Source organism: Pseudomonas sp. AK-TSAG1-1 (assembly GCF_056821665.1).
In genome coordinates, this window is record NZ_CM165965.1 from 2,619,535 (window position 1) to 2,639,586 (window position 20,052).

The 20,052-nt window shown below is 64.5% G+C and carries 4 protein-coding genes (1 of these 4 only partly in view); 3 read left to right on the forward strand and 1 reads right to left on the reverse strand.

Going from position 1 to position 20,052, the window contains the following annotated elements; all coding sequences use genetic code 11:
* The 3 genes from AC1UK9_RS11770 to AC1UK9_RS11780 form a co-directional block, all read left to right on the forward strand.
* On the forward strand, positions 1–15,948 hold the 3' portion of the coding sequence (locus AC1UK9_RS11770) for a non-ribosomal peptide synthase/polyketide synthase (RefSeq protein ID WP_482580143.1). Its footprint begins 1,890 nt before the window's first position; only the last 15,948 of its 17,838 coding nucleotides appear in the window; the start codon falls outside the window, past its left edge; the stop codon is at positions 15,946–15,948.
* A 66-nt stretch (positions 15,949–16,014) separates the two neighbouring features.
* On the forward strand, positions 16,015–17,163 hold the full coding sequence (gene macA, locus AC1UK9_RS11775) for a macrolide transporter subunit MacA (protein ID WP_482580144.1): 1,149 nt from the start codon (positions 16,015–16,017) through the stop codon (positions 17,161–17,163).
* Positions 17,164–17,165: 2 nt separating this feature from the next.
* On the forward strand, positions 17,166–19,124 hold the full coding sequence (locus tag AC1UK9_RS11780) for a MacB family efflux pump subunit (RefSeq protein WP_025109118.1): 1,959 nt from the start codon (positions 17,166–17,168) through the stop codon (positions 19,122–19,124).
* 60 nt (positions 19,125–19,184) lie between these two features.
* Here the strand turns inward: AC1UK9_RS11780 and AC1UK9_RS11785 are convergent, their stop codons facing one another.
* Positions 19,185–19,943: a helix-turn-helix transcriptional regulator gene (locus tag AC1UK9_RS11785; protein WP_482580145.1), complete on the reverse strand. Its 759-nt coding sequence runs from the start codon at positions 19,941–19,943 to the stop codon at positions 19,185–19,187.
* Positions 19,944–20,052 lie beyond the last annotated feature (109 nt).

The window sequence follows — 20,052 nt, forward strand, 5'->3', positions numbered from 1 at the left end:
GCGATTCTCAAGGCTGGCGCCGGTTATGTGCCGATTGACCCGGCACACCCGGCCGAGCGCCTGAACTATCTGCTGGGCGACAGCGCGCCAGTGGTGGTCCTGACCCAAAGCAATCTGCGCGAGCGCTTGCCGGCGCTGGCCGTGCCGGTGATTGAACTCGACCGCTGCACCTGGCCGTCGAGTGCGGCGCCTGACCCACAAGTGCCGGGCCTGACGCCTCGGCACCTGGCCTACGTGATCTACACCTCCGGCTCCACCGGCCTGCCCAAGGGCGTGATGGTCGAGCATCACACCTTGAGCAATCTGGTCGATTGGCACTGCACAGCGTTCGATCTGTGTGCCGGGCGCCACACCTCGAGCCTGGCCGGTTTCGGTTTCGACGCCATGGCCTGGGAAGTCTGGCCGGCGCTGTGCGCGGGCGCGACCCTGCATCTGGCGCCGACCCACGAGGGCGTTGAAGACATCGACGCGCTGCTGGCCTGGTGGTGCGCGCAGCCGCTGGACGTGAGCTTCCTGCCAACGCCGGTGGCCGAATACGCCTTCAGCCAGCACCTCGATCACCCGACCTTGCGCACGCTGCTGATCGGCGGCGATCGCTTGCGGCAGTTCAACCGCCACCAGCATTTCGACGTGATCAACAATTACGGCCCGACCGAGGCCACGGTGGTCGCGACCTCGGGCCTGGTGGAAAGCGGCGATGCGCTGCACATCGGCAAACCGGTGAGCAACGCCACGGTGTACCTGCTCGACGAGCAGCAACGCCCGGTGCCGATCGGCGTTGCCGGTGAGTTGTACGTCGGCGGTGCCGGTGTCGCCCGTGGCTACCTGAATCGCCCGGAAATGACCGCCGAGCGCTTCCTGCACGACCCGTTCAGTACGGCTGCCAACGCGCGGATGTACCGCACGGGTGACCTCGCGCGCTGGCGCGAAGACGGCACGATCGAGTACCTGGGGCGCAACGACGATCAGGTGAAAATCCGTGGCGTGCGCATCGAACTGGGGGAAATCGAAACCTGCCTCAACCAGTTGCCGGGGATTCAGGAAGCGGTGCTGCTGGCCCGCGAAGACCAGCCCGGGCAGCCGCGACTGGTGGCGTATTTCACCGAACAGGCGCAGGTCGAGGCGCTGCCGGTGGGCGAGTTGCGTGCGCAATTGCTCAGCCGGTTGCCGGAATACATGGTGCCGGCAGCGTTCGTCAAACTTGCCGCGCTGCCGCTGACCGCCAATGGCAAGGTTGATCGCCGGGCCTTGCCGGCGCCCGATCTGGCAGCGTTGTTCACCCGCGAGTACGTGGCGCCCGAAGGCGAGGTGGAAACCGCGCTGGCGCAGATCTGGGCTGATGTGCTGCAGGTCGAGCGGGTGGGGCGTCAGGATCACTTTTTCGAACTGGGCGGCCACTCGCTGCTGGCGATGCGCATGGTCTCGCAGGTGCGGCAACGGCTGGGTGTCGAGTTGGCACTGAGTGATCTGTTTGCCAACGCCGAACTGGCGGCGGTCGCTTCTGTGCTGAGCGAGGCCGGACGCTGTGCGCAACCGCAGATCCTGCCGGTACCGCGTGACGGCGCCTTGCCGTTGTCGTTCGCCCAGCAGCGCTTGTGGTTCCTCGCACAAATGGAAGGCGCCAACACCGCCTACAACATTCCCGTGGCCCTGCGCCTGCGTGGCCGTCTCGACGACGCGGCGCTGCAACGCGCACTGGCGCGCATCGTCGCCCGCCACGAAACCCTGCGCAGCCGCTTCGCCCAATTCAACGACGAAGCCCAGGTGCTGATCGCCCCGGTGGATACCGGCCTGCTGCTGCGGGTCGAAGACCTGCGCCAGCACCCGCAGCCCGACGAAACCCTGCAAGCGCTGATTCAGGGCGAAGCCTCGGGGCCGTTCGACTTGCAGGACGATCCGCTGATTCGCGGACGGCTGGTGCGGTTGGCCGACGATCACCATGTGCTGTTGCTGACCCTGCACCACATCATCTCCGATGGCTGGTCGATGGGTGTACTGACCCGCGAACTGATGGCGCTGTATCAGGCGTTCAGTCACGGTCAGCCGGACCCGTTGCCGCCACTGGCGCTGCAATACACCGACTACGCGGTGTGGCAGCGGCGCTGGCTCAGCGGCGAAGTGCTGCAACGTCAGAGCGAGTACTGGCAACAGACGCTCGCCGGCGCTCCGGCGCTGCTGATGCTGCCGACCGACCGTGCGCGTCCGGCGCAGCAGGACTATGCCGGCAGCAGCGTCGAAGTGCTGCTCGATGAGCGTTTGAGCGCCGCGCTCAAGGCCTTGGGCCAGCGCCATGGCGTGACCTTGTACATGACGCTGATGAGTGCCTGGGCGATGTTGCTCAGCCGCTTGTCCGGGCAGTCGGACGTGGTCATCGGCTCGCCAGTGGCCAACCGCACCCGCGCCGAGATCGAAGGCCTGATCGGCATGTTCGTCAACACCCTGGCCCTGCGCATCGATACATCGGGCGACCTCAGCGTCGAAGCGCTGCTGGCGCGGGTCAAGGCGCAAACCCTGCAAGCGCAGGCGCATCAGGACCTGCCGTTCGAGCAGGTGGTGGAAATCACCCGGCCGGTACGCAGCCTGGCGCACAGCCCGGTGTTTCAGACGTTGCTGAGCTGGGACGGCCTCGAAAGCCCGGCGCTGGCCCTTGGCGAACTGACACTGGAAGGCGTGGCCGAACCGAGCCACTTTGCCAAGTTCGACCTGTCGCTGAGTCTGGGCGAATCCAGCGGGGCGATTCGTGGCTCGCTGGAATACGCCACGGCGCTGTTTGACGAGGCAACCGTGCAGCGTTTTGTCGGTTACTTCCAGCGCCTGTTGCAGGCAATGGTCGCCAACGATCAGGCCGTGCTGGAACATGCGCCGCTGCTGGCGCAGGAAGAGCAGCAGCGTTTGCTGGAGGGGTTCAATGCCACGGCGGTGGATTACAACCTCGAACAGACCATTCATGGTCTGTTCGAGGCGCAAGTGGCACGCACGCCGCAGGCCATCGCGTTGCAAAGTGATCAGCTGCGCCTGAGTTTTGCCGAGCTCAATGCCCGGGCCAATCAACTGGCGCGGCACCTGCGTGGATTGGGTGTGCAGCCGGATTCGCGGGTCGGAATCTGCGTCGAGCGTGGTCTGGACATGGTGGTCGGGCTGTTGGCGATCCTCAAGGCCGGCGGCGGTTACGTACCGCTGGATCCGGCGTACCCGCTGGAGCGCCTGGCCTACATGCTGGAGGACAGCGCGCCATTGGCGGTGCTGGTGCAGGGTTCGACCCGCGCATTGCTGGGCGAGGGCGCGGTGCCGCTGATCGATCTGGATCAGCCGCACTGGCAGTTGCTGCCGACGGATAATCTCGCGGTCGCTGGACTGACCCCGCAGCACACCGCCTACGTCATCTACACCTCCGGCTCCACCGGTCAGCCGAAAGGCGTGATCAACGAGCATAGCGGGGTGGTCAACCGCCTGCTGTGGATGCAGGACGCCTATCAACTGACGGCGGCCGATACCGTTCTGCAGAAAACCCCGTTCAGCTTTGACGTGTCGGTGTGGGAATTCTTCTGGCCGTTGATGACCGGTGCGCGATTGGTCATGGCGCAGCCGGGCGGGCACAAGGACCCGCTGTATCTGAGCGAAATCATCGAGCGTGAACACATCACCACGCTGCACTTTGTACCGTCGATGCTCGACGTGTTCCTCGCCCACGCCGACACCGCACGCTGCGGTGGCTTGCGTCAGGTGATGTGCAGCGGCGAAGCGTTGCCGGGCAGTGTAGTGCGGCGTTTCAAACGGCAATTGCCGGGCAGCGAATTGCATAACCTCTACGGCCCGACCGAAGCCGCCGTAGACGTGACCGCGTGGAACTGCGCCGGGCCGCTGGAGCAGACCCCGGACAACACACCGATCGGCAAACCGATTGCCAACACCCGTCTGTACATCCTCGACGCACAGCAGCAACCGGTGCCGCACGGCGTGGTCGGCGAGCTGTACATCGGTGGTGTGCAGGTGGCCCGCGGATATCTGAACCGCCCGGAACTGAACGTCGAACGCTTCCTCGACGATCCTTTCCAGGCCCATGGGCGCCTGTACCGCACCGGCGACGTCGCGCGCTATCTGGCCGACGGCAATATCGAGTACCTGGGGCGCAACGACGATCAGGTGAAGATCCGTGGCCTGCGCATCGAACTGGGTGAAATCCAGGCACGCCTGACCCAGCTCGACGGCGTGCAGGAAACCGCTGTGCTGGCCCGCGAAGACGTGCCCGGTGACAAGCGTCTGGTGGCGTACTACACCGGTGAGCCGTTGGACATCGACGCGTTGCGCAGCCATCTGTTGGAGCAGTTGCCGGATTACATGGTGCCTGCCGTGTTCGTGCACCTCGACACATTGCCACTGAGCCCCAACGGCAAACTCGACCGCAAGGCACTGCCTGTGCCGGATCTGGCGTCGCTACCGGGTCGCGCATACGAAGCACCGGTCGGTGAAGTGGAAACCGTGCTCGCCGCGCTTTGGGCCGAGCTGCTCAACGTCGAGCGCGTAGGGCGCCACGATCATTTCTTTGAACTGGGCGGGCATTCGCTGCTGGCGGTCAACCTGGTGGCGAAAATGCGTCGTGCCGGGCTGACGGCAGACGTTCGCGTGTTGTTCAACCAGCCGACCCTGTCTGCACTGGCCGCGGCTGTCGGTGGCGAGCCGCAGGCTGACGTGCCGGCCAACCGCATTGCGGCGGATTGCCCGCGCATCACCCCCGAGCTGCTGCCGCTGGTGGCACTCGACCAGGCCGCCATTGACCGCATCGTCGCCAGCATCCCGGGCGGCGTCACCAACGTGCAGGACATTTATCCGCTGGCGCCGCTGCAGGCGGGGATCTTTTTCCATCACCTGTCGGCGCCTCAGGGCGACCCTTATGTGCTGCAAGCGCAGTTTGCCTTCGCCGACGAGCAACGTTTTGAAGCTTTCACCCAGGCTTTGCAACAGGTGATCGAGCGTCACGACATTCTGCGTACTTCGCTGTTCTGGGACGGGCTGGAGGAGCCGGTGCAGGTGGTCTGGCGCCACGCGCCGCTGGCTTGTGAGGGCGTGCTGCTGGACGCGGCGAATGCTGATGCGCTGGAGCAACTGCGCAGCCGCTTTGACGCCGGTCACTATCGGATGCCGATCGATCAGGCACCGCTGTTGCGTGTGGTCCACGCGCCGGACACGGTCAATCAGCGCGTGGTGGCGATCCTGCTGTTCCATCACCTGGTGATGGACCACGTGGCACTGGAAGTGCTGCAACACGAAATGCAGGCGTTCCTGCTCGGTCAGGCGCAGCGTCTGGCCGAACCGGTGGCGTACCGCAATTATGTGGCGCACACCCGTGCCGGGTTGAGCGCTCAGGCGCACGAAAGCTTCTTCCGCGAAATGCTTGGAGACGTCAGCGAACCGAGCGTGCCGTATGGCCAAAGCAGTGTTGCGCAAGGTCTCGGTGAAGAAGCCCGGCGCTCGCTCGACCTGGACCTGAGTCAGCGCGTCAGGGCCAAGGCGCGGCGTCTGGGCATCAGCGCGGCGAGCCTGATGCATTTGGCCTGGGCGCAGGTGCTGGGACAACTGTCCGGGGGGGAAACGGTGGTGTTCGGCACCGTGCTGCTGGGCCGCTTGCAAGCGGGCGAGGGCGCCGAGCGGGCGCTGGGGGTGTTCATCAACACCTTGCCATTGCGCATTGATCTGGGCCAGCGCTCGGTCAAGGACGCCGCGCTCGCCACCCACCAACGATTGAACGCGCTGCTGCAACACGAGCATGCGCAATTGGCTCTGGCCCAACATTGCAGCGCCATGCCTGCCGGCACGCCGTTGTTCAGCACCTTGTTCAACTATCGCCACAGCGCGACTGCCGGCGCGTCTTCCCGGGCTGCAGCAAGCGCGTGGCAAGGCATGCAGTTGCTCAATGCCGAGGAACGCACCAACTACCGGCTGAGCCTGAGTGTCGATGACCTGGGCGAAGGCTTCAGTTTCACCGCAATGGCCGGCGACGGCATCGACGCCGGGCGCATCTGCGAGTACATGCAACTGGCCGTGGGCAATCTGTTGCACGCGCTGGAACAGGCGCCGCAGTCGAGCGTTGATCAGTTGTCGATTCTGTCGCAGGACGAGCGCCGGCAACTGCTGGTCGAGTTCAACGCCAGCACGCGTGAATACCCGCAGACGCTGACCATGCATGCCCTGTTCGAAAGGCAAGTGCTGGCCGACCCACAAGCCCTCGCCGCCGTGCATGGCGGACAAACCTTGAGTTATGGCGAACTGAACGCCCAGGCCAATCGCCTGGCGCACCATTTGATCGGCCAAGGCGTGCAGCCGGGCGACCACGTGGCGATCCTGTTGCCGCGCTCGCTGGAGCTGCTGGTGGCGCAACTGGCGATTGCCAAGTGCGCGGCGGCCTATGTGCCGCTGGACATCAATGCGCCGAGCGAGCGTCAGGCGTTCATGGTCGAGGACTGCCGCGCAGTGGCGTTGTTGACCCTCAGCAGTGAAACCATCGATTACGCCGCGCCGCGCATCGACCTTGACCGGCTCAAGCTCAGCGGCCAGCCGACGCACAACCCGAACCTGGCGCAAAGCTCGGAGGCGCTGGCGTACATCATGTACACCTCCGGCTCCACCGGCACCCCAAAAGGCGTGATGGTTCCGCACCGTGGCATCGGGCGTCTGGTGCTGAACAACGGTTATGCCGATTTCAACGCGCAGGACCGTGTGGTGTTCGCTTCCAACCCGGCGTTCGACGCCAGCACCATGGATATCTGGGGCCCGTTGCTCAACGGCGGGCGCGTGGTGGTGATCGATCACCAGACCTTGCTCGATCCGAACGCTTTTGGCCGCGAACTGAGCAACTCCGGGGCGACGATCCTGTTCGTCACCACCGCGCTGTTCAACCAGTACGTGCAACTGATTCCGCAGGCGCTCAAAGGCTTGCGCATCCTGTTGTGCGGTGGTGAGCGCGGTGATCCGGCGGCGTTCCGCACGCTGCGGGCTGCTGCGCCGCTACTACGTATCGTGCATTGCTACGGCCCAACCGAAACCACCACCTACGCCACCACCTTCGAGGTGCTTGAGGTGGCTGAAAACGCCGAGAGCGTGCCGATTGGCGGGCCGATTTCCAACACCCAGGTGTATGTGCTCGACGCGCACCAGCAACCGGTGCCGATGGGCGTGACCGGCGAGTTGTACATTGGCGGACAGGGCGTGGCGCTGGGTTACCTGAACCGCCCGGACCTGACCGCCGAGAAGTTCCTGCGCGATCCGTTCAGCGACCGGCCTGGCGCGTTGCTCTATCGCACCGGCGACCTCGCACGCTGGCTGGCACCGGGGCAACTCGATTGCATCGGGCGCAATGACGATCAGGTGAAGATCCGGGGTTTCCGCATCGAGCTGGGGGAAATCGAGAGCCGCCTGCTGGGCTGTCCGGGCATCAAGGAAGCCGTGGTGCTGGCGCGCCGTGATGCTCAGGAGCCGCTGCGGCTGGTGGCTTACTACACCGCCCACGATGGCGCTGTGGACATTGCCACTCTGCGCGAGCATTTGCAGGCGCGGCTGCCGGAATACATGGTGCCGAGTGCGTGGGTGGCCCTCGACAACCTGCCGTTGAACAACAACGGCAAGGTCGATCGCAAAGCCTTGCCCAAGCCGGATGAGGCGGCGCTGTTCACCCGCGAATATGCTGCGCCGCAGGGCGAGCTGGAAATTGCATTGGCGCAGATCTGGGCCGAGGTCCTGCAAACCGGGCAGGTCGGGCGGCATGACAACTTCTTCGAACTCGGCGGGCATTCGTTGCTGGCGATGCGCATGCTGTCGCAGGTGCGCCAGCGTCTGGGCGTCGAGCTGCCCTTGAGTGAATTGTTTGCCGATCCGCACCTGAGCGCGGTGGCCGAAGTGCTGAACCGCGCCGGGCGCAGCACGCTGCCGGAGATTGTGCCGGCACCGCGTGATCAGGCGCTGCCGCTGTCGTTCGCCCAGCAGCGCCTGTGGTTCCTGGCGCAAATGGCTGGCGGCAACTCGGCGTACAACATTCCGATTGGCCTGCGCCTGCGCGGGCGGCTCAATGGCGAAGCGCTGCAACACTCGCTGGGGCAGATCGTGGCGCGACACGAAACCTTGCGCAGCCGTTTCATCAGCCTTGAAGATCAGGCGCAGGTGACGATTGCGCCGGTTGATAGCGGCCTGCTGTTGCAGGTGGAAGACCTGCGCCAAGACCCTCAGGCCGAAGCGACGTTGCAGGCGCTGCTTGCGCAAGAAGCCGCGACGGCGTTCGACCTGCAGCACGACCCGCTGATCCGCGGGCGGCTGGTAAAACTGGCCGACGAACACCATGTGCTGTTGCTGACGGTGCATCACATCGTCGCCGACGGCTGGTCGATGGGCGTTCTGACCCGCGAACTGATGGCGTTGTACCAGGCCTTCAGTCAGGGCCAGCCCGATCCGTTGCCACCGCTGGCGCTGCAATACGGCGACTACGCCGTGTGGCAACGGCGCTGGCTCAGCGGTGAAGTGCTGCAGCGCCAAAGCCAATACTGGCAACAGACCCTCGACGGTGCGCCGGCCTTGCTGACCCTGCCCACCGACCGTCCGCGTCCGGCGCAACAGGATTACGCCGGCAGCACGGTCGAGGTGCTGCTGGACGAACGTCTGAGCGCCGGGCTCAAAGCCTTGAGTCAGCGTCACGGCGTGACCCTGTTCATGACCGTGATGAGTGCCTGGTCGCTGCTGCTGAGTCGCCTGTCCGGGCAGTCCGATGTGGTGATCGGCTCGCCGGTGGCCAACCGTACCCGGGCCGAGATCGAAGGTCTGATCGGCATGTTCGTCAACACCCTGGCCTTGCGCATCGACACCTCGGGTGAGCCGAGCGTGGCCACGCTGCTGGCGCGGGTCAAGGCGCAAACCCTGCAAGCCCAGGCGCATCAGGACTTGCCGTTCGAACAGGTGGTGGAAATCGCACGACCGGTACGTAGCCTGGCGCATAGCCCGCTGTTCCAGACCACACTGAGCTGGGACAGCAGCGTCGGACCGCACCTCGCACTGGGCGACCTGAGCCTCGAAGGTGTGGCCGCCCCGGGGCAGGTCGCCAAGTTTGATTTGACCCTGACCCTGGGCGAAGCCAACGGGGTGATTCGCGGTTCGCTGGAATACGCCACGGCGTTGTTCGATCAGTCGACCATCCAGCGTTATGTCGGCTACTTGCAGTGCTTGCTGGCGGCGATGGTCAGTGATGACCAGGCGGTGCTGGAGCGGGTGCAGTTACTCGCCGAGGATGAGCGTCAGCGCTTGCTGTGTGGGTTCAACGCCACCGCGCGCGAGTACCCGCAGACGCTGACCGTGCACGGGGTATTCCAGCAGCAGGCCGCAGCGCATCCAAAGGCTGTGGCGGCGGTGCATGGCGAGCATTCGCTGAGCTACTTTGAACTGAACGCCCAGGCCAACCGCCTGGCGCACCACTTGATCGGCCAAGGCGTGCAGCCGGGCGACCACGTGGCGATCCTGTTGCCGCGCTCGCTGGAGCTGCTGGTGGCGCAACTGGCGATTGCCAAGTGCGCGGCGGCCTATGTGCCGCTGGACATCAATGCGCCGAGCGAGCGTCAGGCGTTCATGGTCGAGGACTGCCGCGCAGTGGCGTTGCTGACCCTCAGCAGTGAAACCATCGATTACGCCGCGCCGCGCATCGACCTTGACCGGCTCAAGCTCAGCGGCCAGCCGACGCACAACCCGAACCTGGCGCAAAGCTCGGAGGCGCTGGCGTACATCATGTACACCTCCGGCTCCACCGGCACCCCAAAAGGCGTGATGGTCCCGCACCGTGGCATCGGGCGTCTGGTGCTGAACAACGGTTACGCCGATTTCAACGCGCAGGACCGTGTGGTGTTCGCTTCCAACCCGGCGTTCGACGCCAGCACCATGGACATCTGGGGCCCGTTGCTCAACGGCGGGCGCGTGGTGGTGATCGATCACCAGACCTTGCTCGATCCGAACGCTTTTGGCCGCGAACTGAGCAACTCCGGGGCGACGATCCTGTTCGTCACCACCGCGCTGTTCAACCAGTACGTGCAACTGATTCCGCAGGCGCTCAAAGGCTTGCGCATCCTGCTGTGCGGTGGTGAGCGCGGTGATCCGGCGGCGTTCCGCACGCTGCGGGCTGCTGCGCCGCAACTACGCATCGTGCATTGCTACGGCCCGACCGAAACCACCACCTACGCCACCACCTTCGAGGTGCTTGAGGTGGCTGAAAACGCCGAGAGCGTGCCGATTGGCGGGCCGATTTCCAACACCCAGGTGTATGTGCTCGACGCGCACCAGCAACCGGTGCCGATGGGCGTGACCGGCGAGTTGTACATTGGCGGGCAGGGCGTGGCGCTGGGTTACCTGAACCGCCCGGACCTGACCGCCGAGAAGTTCCTGCGTGATCCGTTCAGCGACCGGCCTGGCGCGTTGCTCTATCGCACCGGCGACCTCGCACGCTGGCTGGCATCGGGGCAACTCGATTGCATCGGGCGCAATGACGATCAGGTGAAGATCCGGGGTTTCCGCATCGAGCTGGGAGAAATCGAGAGCCGCTTGCTCAGTTGCGCCGGGGTCAAGGAAGCGGTGGTGCTGGCGCGTCGCGACGGCCAGGCAACCCCGCGTCTGGTGGCCTATTACACCGTGCACGATCAGCCGCTGGACAGCGCCGACCTGCACGCGCAATTGCAGGCGCGGTTGCCGGAATACATGGTGCCGAGTGCCTGGGTGCAACTTGCGACGTTGCCGCTGAACAACAACGGCAAGATCGACCGCAAGGCGTTGCCCGCGCCGACCCAAGAGGCGCTGCTCAGTCGCGCTTACGAGGCCCCGGTCACGGCGCTGGAAGCCAGTCTGGCGCGGGTCTGGGCCGAGGTGTTGCAGGTTGCGCAGGTCGGTCGTCACGACAACTTCTTTGAACTGGGTGGGCATTCGCTGCTGGCGATGCGCATGTTGTCGCAGGTGCGCCAACAACTGGGGATCGAGCTGGCGCTGGGTGAGTTGTTCGCCAACCCGGAACTGGCCGCCGTGGCGGACGTGCTCAGCCGTGCCGGACGCAGCACGCTGCCGGATATCCTGCCGGCCCCGCGTGATCAAGTGCTGCCGCTGTCGTTCGCTCAGCAACGGCTGTGGTTCCTGGCGCAGATGGGTGGCGGTAATAGCGCCTACAACATCCCGGTCGGCTTGCGCCTGAGCGGCCGGCTGGACGAAGACGCGCTGCAACGGGCGCTGGCGCGGATCGTTGCGCGCCACGAAACCCTGCGCAGCCGTTTCCATCAGCTTGACGATGAGGCCCAGGTGCAGATCCTGCCGGTGGACACCGGTGTGGTCCTGCGTGTCGAAGACTTGCGTGGCTATCCGCAGGCCGACGAGGCCCTGCACAGACTGGCCGAGGCCGAGGCCTGCGCGCCGTTCAATTTGCAGGACGATCCGTTGATGCGCGGTCGTCTGGTGCGGCTGGCGGACGATCACCACGTGCTGTTGCTGACCCTGCACCACATCGTCTCCGACGGCTGGTCGATGGGCGTGCTGACCCGTGAACTGGCGGCGTTGTATCAGGCGTTCAGTCACGGCCAACCCGATCCGTTGCCGCCACTGGCGCTGCAATACACCGACTACGCGGTGTGGCAACGCCGCTGGCTCAGCGGTGAGGTGCTGCAACGCCAGAGCGATTACTGGCAACAGGCCCTGGCCGGCGCACCGGCGTTGCTGACCCTGCCCACCGACCGACCGCGTCCGGCGCAGCAGGACCACAGTGGTGGCAGTGTCGAAATACAGCTGGGCGAACAGCTGAGTGCCGGGCTCAAGACCCTGTGTCAGCGCCGCGCAGTCACGCCGTACATGGTGATCATGAGCGCGTGGGCGATGACCCTCAGTCGCCTGTCCGGCCAGACCGAGGTGGTGATCGGCTCGCCGGTGGCCAACCGCACTCGCGCCGAGATCGAAGGCTTGATCGGCATGTTCGTCAACACCCTGGCCTTGCGCATCGACACCTCGGACGAGCCGAGCGGCGAGGCGTTGCTGGCGCGGGTCAAGGCGCAAACCCTGCAAGCGCAGGCGCATCAGGACTTGCCGTTCGAACAGGTGGTGGAAATCTGTAAGCCGCTGCGCAGCCTGTCCCACAGCGCGTTGTTCCAGACGCTGCTCAGTTGGGACAACAACGACGGGCCGGCCCTGACCCTGGGTGAACTGAGCCTTGAAGGCGTGGCCGGGCCGAGCCGATTCGTCAAATTCGACCTGTCGTTGACCCTCGGTGAGCACCCGAGCGGGATTCGCGGGGCGCTGAACTACGCCACGGCGCTGTTCGACGAAGCGACCATTCGCCGCTTTGTCGGCTACTTCCAGCAACTGCTGGCGACGCTGGTCAACGATGATCAGGTGGTGCTGGCGCAAGTACCGTTGCTGGCGGCGGACGAGCGTCAGCGCTTGTTGGTGGACTTCAATGCGACGCAAGTCGAGTGCCCGCTGGAGCAACCGCTGCATGTGATGTTCGAAGCACAAGTGCGGCGCCGACCTGACGCGGTCGCCGTGCAGACGGCGGAACAGCGCCTGAGCTATCGCGAACTCAACGAACGCGCCAACCGCCTGGCCCATCACCTGCGCGAACTCGGTGTGCAGCCGGATGCTCGGGTGGCGATCTGCGTCGAGCGCGGGCTGGATCTGGTGGTCGGTCTGCTCGGCATCCTCAAGGCGGGCGGCGCCTATGTGCCGTTGGACCCGAGCTACCCGACGGAGCGTCTGGCCTACATGCTCAAGGACAGCGCGCCGACGGCGGTGCTGGTGCAGACGGCGACTCGCGGGTTGTTCGATAACGCGGCAGCGACGCTGATCGACCTTGACCACAGCACCTGGCAGACCCTGCCGGAGCATGACTCGCAGGTGCCGGGCCTGAGCGCTTCGAACCTCGCTTACATGATCTACACCTCGGGTTCTACGGGCCTGCCGAAGGGCGTGATGATCGAGCACCGCAGCGCCTGCAACATGGTGCACTGGGGTTCGCAGCTCAGTCCGCCAACCGAACACGGCGCACTGCTGCAAAAGGCGCCGTTCAGCTTCGACAGTTCGGTGTGGGAGATCTTCTGGCCGCTGTGCTCCGGCATGCGTCTGGTGCTGGCGCGGCCCGACGGCAACCGCGATTCGGCGTACGTGGTGCAGACCATCCGCCAGCAACAGGTGACGGTGGTCAAGTTCGTCCCGGCGTTGCTGCAGCAGTTCATCGAGCAGGAGGGTGTCGAGCAATGCACCAGCCTCACCGACGTGCTTAATGGTGGCGGCGAACTCAGTGCTGCGCTGGCGCGGCAGGTGCGCGCGCGGCTGCCGTGGGTGCGTTTGCACAACGTTTACGGCCCGACTGAAACCACGGTCGACAGCACCGGCTGGACGCTGGAACCGGCAATGCCGGTGCCGGACAGCGCGGTGCCGATTGGTAAAGCGTTGAGCAACACGCGTTTGTATGTGCTTGACGCTTACGACCAACCGGTGCCGCAAGGCGTCAGCGGTCAGTTGCACATTGGCGGTGTCGGCGTGGCGCGGGGTTATCACGGCTTGCCCGAGATGCAGGCCGAGCGTTTCATCGACAGCCCGTTTGTAGCGGGTGATCGGCTGTACCGCACCGGCGATCTGGTGCGTTACAACAACGACGGTGAACTGGAATTCCTTGGTCGCAACGACTTCCAGATCAAGCTGCGTGGCTTGCGTCTGGAGCCAGGAGAAATCGAGGCGCGGCTGATCGAGCATCCGGCAATTCGCGAAGCGGTGGTGATGGTGCGCGACGAACGTCTGGTGGCCTGGTACACCGTGCGCTCTGGCGTGGATGAACCCAGCCTGGAGACCTTGCGCGCCCATGTGCTGGAGCGTTTGCCGGAGTACATGGTGCCCGGTGCGTTCGTGCGGCTCGACGCCTTGCCGCTGACACCAAACGACAAGATCGACCGCAAAGCCCTGCCGGAACCGGGTGCGGATGCGGTGATCAACCGGCCTTACGTGGCGCCGCAGGGGGACGTCGAAACCACACTGGCGCAGATCTGGGGCGAGGTGCTCGGCGTCGAACAGGTCGGGCGGCACGACAACTTCTTCGAGCTGGGCGGGCATTCGTTGCTGGCGGTGCGGCTGGTCAATCTGATGCAAAGGGCCGGGCTGAAACTGTCGTTGGCCGAGCTGTTCCAGCATCCGAGCGTCGAATCTGCCGCCGCGCTGCTGAGTCAGGACGAGGCGGGCGGGCAGCCGGACGGGCTGGTCGTGGTACGCGCCGGGGAGCACGGTACGCCGTTGTTCCTGATGCATGAGTTCAGCGGCCGCGACGTGTATTTCCCGACGCTGGCCCAGCACATTGGCGGCGAGTTCCCGATCTACGGCTTGCCCGGCGTTCCCCTTGGGCAAGCGCAATTGCGCACCCTCGAGTGCATGGCGCAGCGCATGGTCGGGATCATCCGCGCGGTGCAGCCGCACGGGCCGTATCGTCTGGCCGGCTGGTCGTTTGGCGGTGTGCTGGCGCATGAGGTCGCGCAGCAATTGCTTGGCCTCGATGAACCGGTGGCGTTCATCGGCATGCTCGACAGCTATGCACCCAATCCGCTGGCCCAGGACAAGGCGATGTGGAGCGGTGAAGGGCTGGACAAACGTCAGTTGCTCGGCCATTGCCGTGGGCGTTCGATGATGCTCGGTGCTGAAGGCGAGGCGGCACTGGCGGCAGTGCAAGCGCTGGAAGCGCAGGTCGAACAGCTGGATTTCATTGAGCTGTTCCAGCGTTGCCAGGCGCAACAACTGACCGACCCGGAACTGGCGACGGTCAGCGCGGCGGATGCCTGGCACTACTTTGAGCGCGAAGCGGCGCATCGCCTGGCGCTGGCGCATTACCGGGTCAGCCCGGCGAGCCAGACGATCCACCTGTTCCGCGCCCAGGCGTTGATGGACGGGCAGTCCTTGCCGAGCCCGACCCGTGGCTGGGAAGAGCGTTTCGACCCGACATTGCTGCGTTGCATCGACATCCCCGGCGATCACCGCACGATGATGAAACAGCCGCATATCCAGGCCCTCGGTCAGGCGATTACCCAGGCGCTGGAAACTCTGGTGGCGCCGGAACCGACGTCGTATCAACCGCTGCTGACGATCCAGACCGGACACGTGGGGCATGCGCCGATTTTCTGTGTGCCGGGGGCGGGTGACAGTGTCACCGGGTTCATTCACCTGACCGAAGCCATCGGCCCGGAATGGCCGATCATCGGCCTGCAACCCCGGGGGCTGGACGGCGTCAGTGTGCCGCACAGCGAAGTGGAGGCGGCCGCGGCGTTCTACCTGCAGGCGATCGCGCAGATCTACCCGCAAGGGCCGGTGCATCTGATCGGCCATTCCTTCGGTGGCTGGGTGGCGCATGCAATGGCCGCGCAGTTGCAGGCGGCAGGACGTGAGGTGGCTTCGCTGACGTTGATCGACAGTGAGGCGCCGGGCGGCGACGGCACGGCCGGCAAACCGTACACGGCCACTGCCGCGCTGCAACGGCTGATCGACACCCTGCAGTTGTCCTGCGGCAAATCGCTGGGCATCGATCCTGCGCTGTTCGCCAACGCCGATGACACCACGCAATTGCGCTTGCTGCACGAAGGCATGGTGCGCACCGGGGTGTTGTCGGAGCGGGCGGCGCCCGACGCGATGCACGGCCCGGTACGCACCTTCTCCAGCGCCTTGCGCACGGTTTATCAACCGCGTCTGGCCTATACCGGGCCGGTGCGGCTGGTACTGGTCGATGACCCGACGCTGGACGAATGGGGCAATCAGCGCGAACAGGCGGCGGTGCTCGAGGGCTGGCAGCGTCAGGTCGACGATCTGGCGGTGTGGTACGGGCCGGGCAACCACTTCACGATTCTCAAGGCGCCCAACGTCTTCAGTTTCGCGGCGTGGTGGCACGACGGCCTGTCGGTCGCGGTCGGCCAAGTGCTGTCCTGAATGGTGTTTTTCTATCAAGACCCGGCCGCTGGCCGGGTTCATCCCTGAACGGACTTGTGGTTATTTATGGAAAAGTCGAAGTTGCGCAAAGTCGGTATGGGGTTGGCGTTGGCGGCGGTGGCCGGGTTGGTGCTGTACACGGTGCAGGCCCCCGCCGAGGCACCGAAATACCAGACGGCGCCGGTCGAGCGTACGGACATCGAAAACACCGTACTCGCCACCGGCTTGCTGGAGGGCATCAAGCAGGTGGACGTCGGCGCTCAGGTGTCGGGGCAGTTGAAGTCGCTCAAGGTCAAGGTCGGTGACAAGGTGAAGAAGGGCCAGTGGCTGGCGGAAATCGATCCGCTGGTACTGCAGAACACCCTGCGACAAGCGCAGGTCGATGAGGAAAACCTGCAGGCGCAAAGGCGCGCGACACAGGCTCAGCTCAGGCAGACCAAGGCGATCTACGAGCGCTATCAGAACCTGCAGGAAGACGCGTCGATCTCGCGTCAGGATTTCGAAACCGCGCAATCGAACTACGAAGTGCAGCAGGCCAACCTGTTGTCGCTGGACGCGCAGATCAAGAGCGCACACATCCAGATCGACACCGCCAAGGTCAACCTTGCGTATACGCGGATTGTCGCGCCGATCGATGGCGACGTGGTCGGGATCGTCACTCAGGAAGGCCAGACGGTGATCGCGAACCAGTTGGCGCCGATCCTGCTGAAACTGGCGGACCTGGACACCATGACCATCAAGGCTCAGGTGTCGGAGGCCGACGTGATCCACATCGCACCGGGGCAGGCGGTGTATTTCACCATTCTGGGGGAGGACAAACGCTATTACGGCAAATTGCGCGGCACGGAACCGGCGCCGCAGAATTTCCTCGAAACACCGCCGGCCGGTACGCCGAAACAAAACAGCGCAGTGTTCTACAACGCGTTGTTTGAGGTGCCCAACCCCGACCACCGCTTGCGCATTTCGATGACCGCGCAGGTGCGCATCGTCCTCGACACCGCGCAATCGGTGCTGACGGTGCCGGTGGCGGCGCTCGGGCCGCGCAATGCCGATGGCAGCTTTACGGTGCGGGTTCTGGATGCCAAGGGCCAGGCGCAGTCGCGCAACGTGCAGACCGGGATCAACAACAACGTCAAAGTGCAGATCAATCAGGGCCTGAGTGAAGGCGACCGGGTCGTGATCGGTGATCCGTTACCTGCCGTGGCGGGGGCTTGAGCATGACGCAACCGCTGCTGCAACTGACCGGCATCACCCGCAGTTTCACCGCTGGCGATCGCGAGTTCCTGGCGCTGAAAAACATCAATCTGACGATCGAAGCCGGAGAAATGGTGGCGATTATCGGTGCTTCCGGTTCCGGCAAATCGACCTTGATGAACATCCTTGGTTGCCTCGATTACGCCACCGCCGGCAGCTACAAGATCAACGGTCAGGAGACCCGCGACCTCGACGATCAGGCGCTGGCCGAACTGCGCCGCGATTACTTCGGCTTCATCTTCCAGCGTTATCACTTGCTGCCGCACCTGAGCGCGATGCACAACGTCGAGATGCCGGCAATCTACGCCGGCACGCCTGCACCGCAGCGCCACGCCCGCGCTCGCGAATTGCTGGCGCGGCTGGGGCTGGAGGGGCACCTGACGCACCGTCCGAGCCAGCTCTCCGGGGGCCAACAGCAACGGGTGAGTATCGCCCGGGCCTTGATGAACGGCGGTGAAGTGATCCTCGCCGACGAACCCACCGGCGCCCTCGACACGGCCAGCGGCAAGGAAGTGATGCGCATCCTGCTGGAGCTGCACGCGGCGGGGCACACGGTAATTCTGGTGACCCACGACCCGAAAGTCGCGGCCAACGCCGAACGCATCATCGAGGTCAGCGACGGCGAAATCCTCAGTGACCGCCTCAACGTGCGCGACAGCGGGCAGCTGCCGAGCGAAGAGGACGTCGCGCCGAAACCACCGGCGACCCGCCGGCTGGTGGCCAGCCTGGGTCTGTTCAAGGAGGCGTTCAACATGGCTTGGGTGGCGCTGGTGTCGCACCGCATGCGCACCTTGCTGACCATGCTCGGGATTGTCATCGGCATCACTTCGGTGGTGTCGATTTCGGCCATCGGCGAGGGCGCCAAACGCTACGTGCTCAAGGATATTTCGGCGATCGGCAGCAATACCATCGATATCTATTCCGGCACCAGTTTCGGCGACAAGCGCGCGGCCTCGATCGAGACGCTGGTGCCGGCCGACGTTACCGCGCTGAATCAGCTGTATTACGTCGACAGCGCCACCCCGGTGGTCGGCCGCAGCATGCTCCTGCGTTATCGCAACATCGACCTCGACGCACAGATCAACGGTGTCAGCGACCAGTATTTCCAGGTACGCGGGATCAAGCTGGAGGCGGGCATCACCTTCAGTGAAAACGATGCCCGACGTCAGGCGCAGGTGGTGGTGATCGATTACAACACCCGGCATCGGTTGTTTGCCGAGGGCGTCGATCCGCTGGGCCAGGTGATCCTGATAGGCAACCTGCCGTGCACGGTGATCGGGGTCGCGGCGGAGAATAAAAACCTGTTTGCCTCGGGCAAGACCCTGAACGTCTGGGTGCCTTACGAAACCGCCGCCGGCCGCCTGTTGGGCCAGCGGTTTCTCGACAGCATCAGCGTGCGGATGAAGGACGGTCAGTCGAGCAAAGTGGTGGAAGAGCACGTCAACCGACTCATGCTGCAACGCCACGGTATCAAGGACTTCTACACCAACAACCTCGACAGCGTGATGCAGACCGTGCAGAAAACCAGCCGCTCGCTGGCGTTGCTGCTGTCGCTGATCGCGGTGATTTCGCTGGTGGTCGGTGGCATCGGGGTGATGAACATCATGCTGGTGTCGGTCACCGAGCGCACGCGGGAGATCGGCATTCGCATGGCGGTCGGTGCGCGTCAGTCGGATATTCGCCAGCAGTTTCTGGTGGAGGCGGTGATGGTCTGCCTGTTGGGCGGGGCGATCGGCATTTCCCTGTCGTACGCCATCGGGCACCTGTTTTCGGTGTTCATCAAGGAATGGGAAATGGTCTTCTCGCTGGCCTCGGTGATCACCGCGGTGATCTGCTCGACCTTGATCGGCATCGTTTTCGGCTTCGTGCCGGCGCGCAACGCCTCACGTCTTGATCCGATCGAGGCGCTGGCCCGGGACTGAACGACGCCAAAAAAAACCGCTGCCCGGGGAGGGCGGCGGTTTTTGCGTTCGGTCGCGGGCTCAGGCCGCCGTGGTGGCGTGGCTGGTGTCCTCGGGTGAATACATCCAGCGCATCAACGAATGCCGGCCGCTGATGCCCAATTTGATCGCGGCGCGCTTGAGATAGCTTTCCACCGTATTGACCTTCAACTGCAACTGCCCGGCCAGCTCCGGTGCGGTGCGCCCGGCAAGTAGACCGATGCACACCTCGGTTTCGCGATTGGACAGGCTCAGACCCAGTTGCTCGAGGCGCTCGGCAAAGCGTTGGCGCAGGTTTTCCAGACCCGGTTGCGTGCCGTCGGCGTGGATCAATTGATCGTCTGCGCCGGGCCGTACCGGTTGCAGCGCATGGATGTGTTTTTCCACCATCGGTAACAGCACTGGGGAAATATCCTGCAACAAACTTCGCTCCTGGGCGGAGAAGCGCTGCGACTGATCGTTGCGATACACCGAGATCACATAGCGGTAGCCGTCCTTGCGCCGGGTGAGGTGCAGTTGCGAGGCGTCGGTACTGGCCGCCGGTAATGCGGCGGCCGGCTCAGCGGAGCGTGCGGCACTGTGTTCGGAGAACACTGTCTCGGCCAGCAGGGCCGGGTCTTTGCCGATGTCCGGCTGACTGTGACTGGCGGTGCGGCCCACCGGCTCAACGCGCACCTGGCGAATATGCGTGGCGTCCACCGCCAGTTGGGTCTGGATCAGGTCATGCAGCATCCGCGGAAAGTGCCGGCTGCCGGTGCTGGCGATGACTTTACCGATGTGGGGGAACAGGTGTGAGTTCATAAGCGTCATCCATGATTACAGGTGAAACAATCCATTCCTGGCCTGCGTCGACCGTATTCCTTGGCCGAGGCAAACTTCAGGAATTGGATCCTATCCTAGTACAACGTTT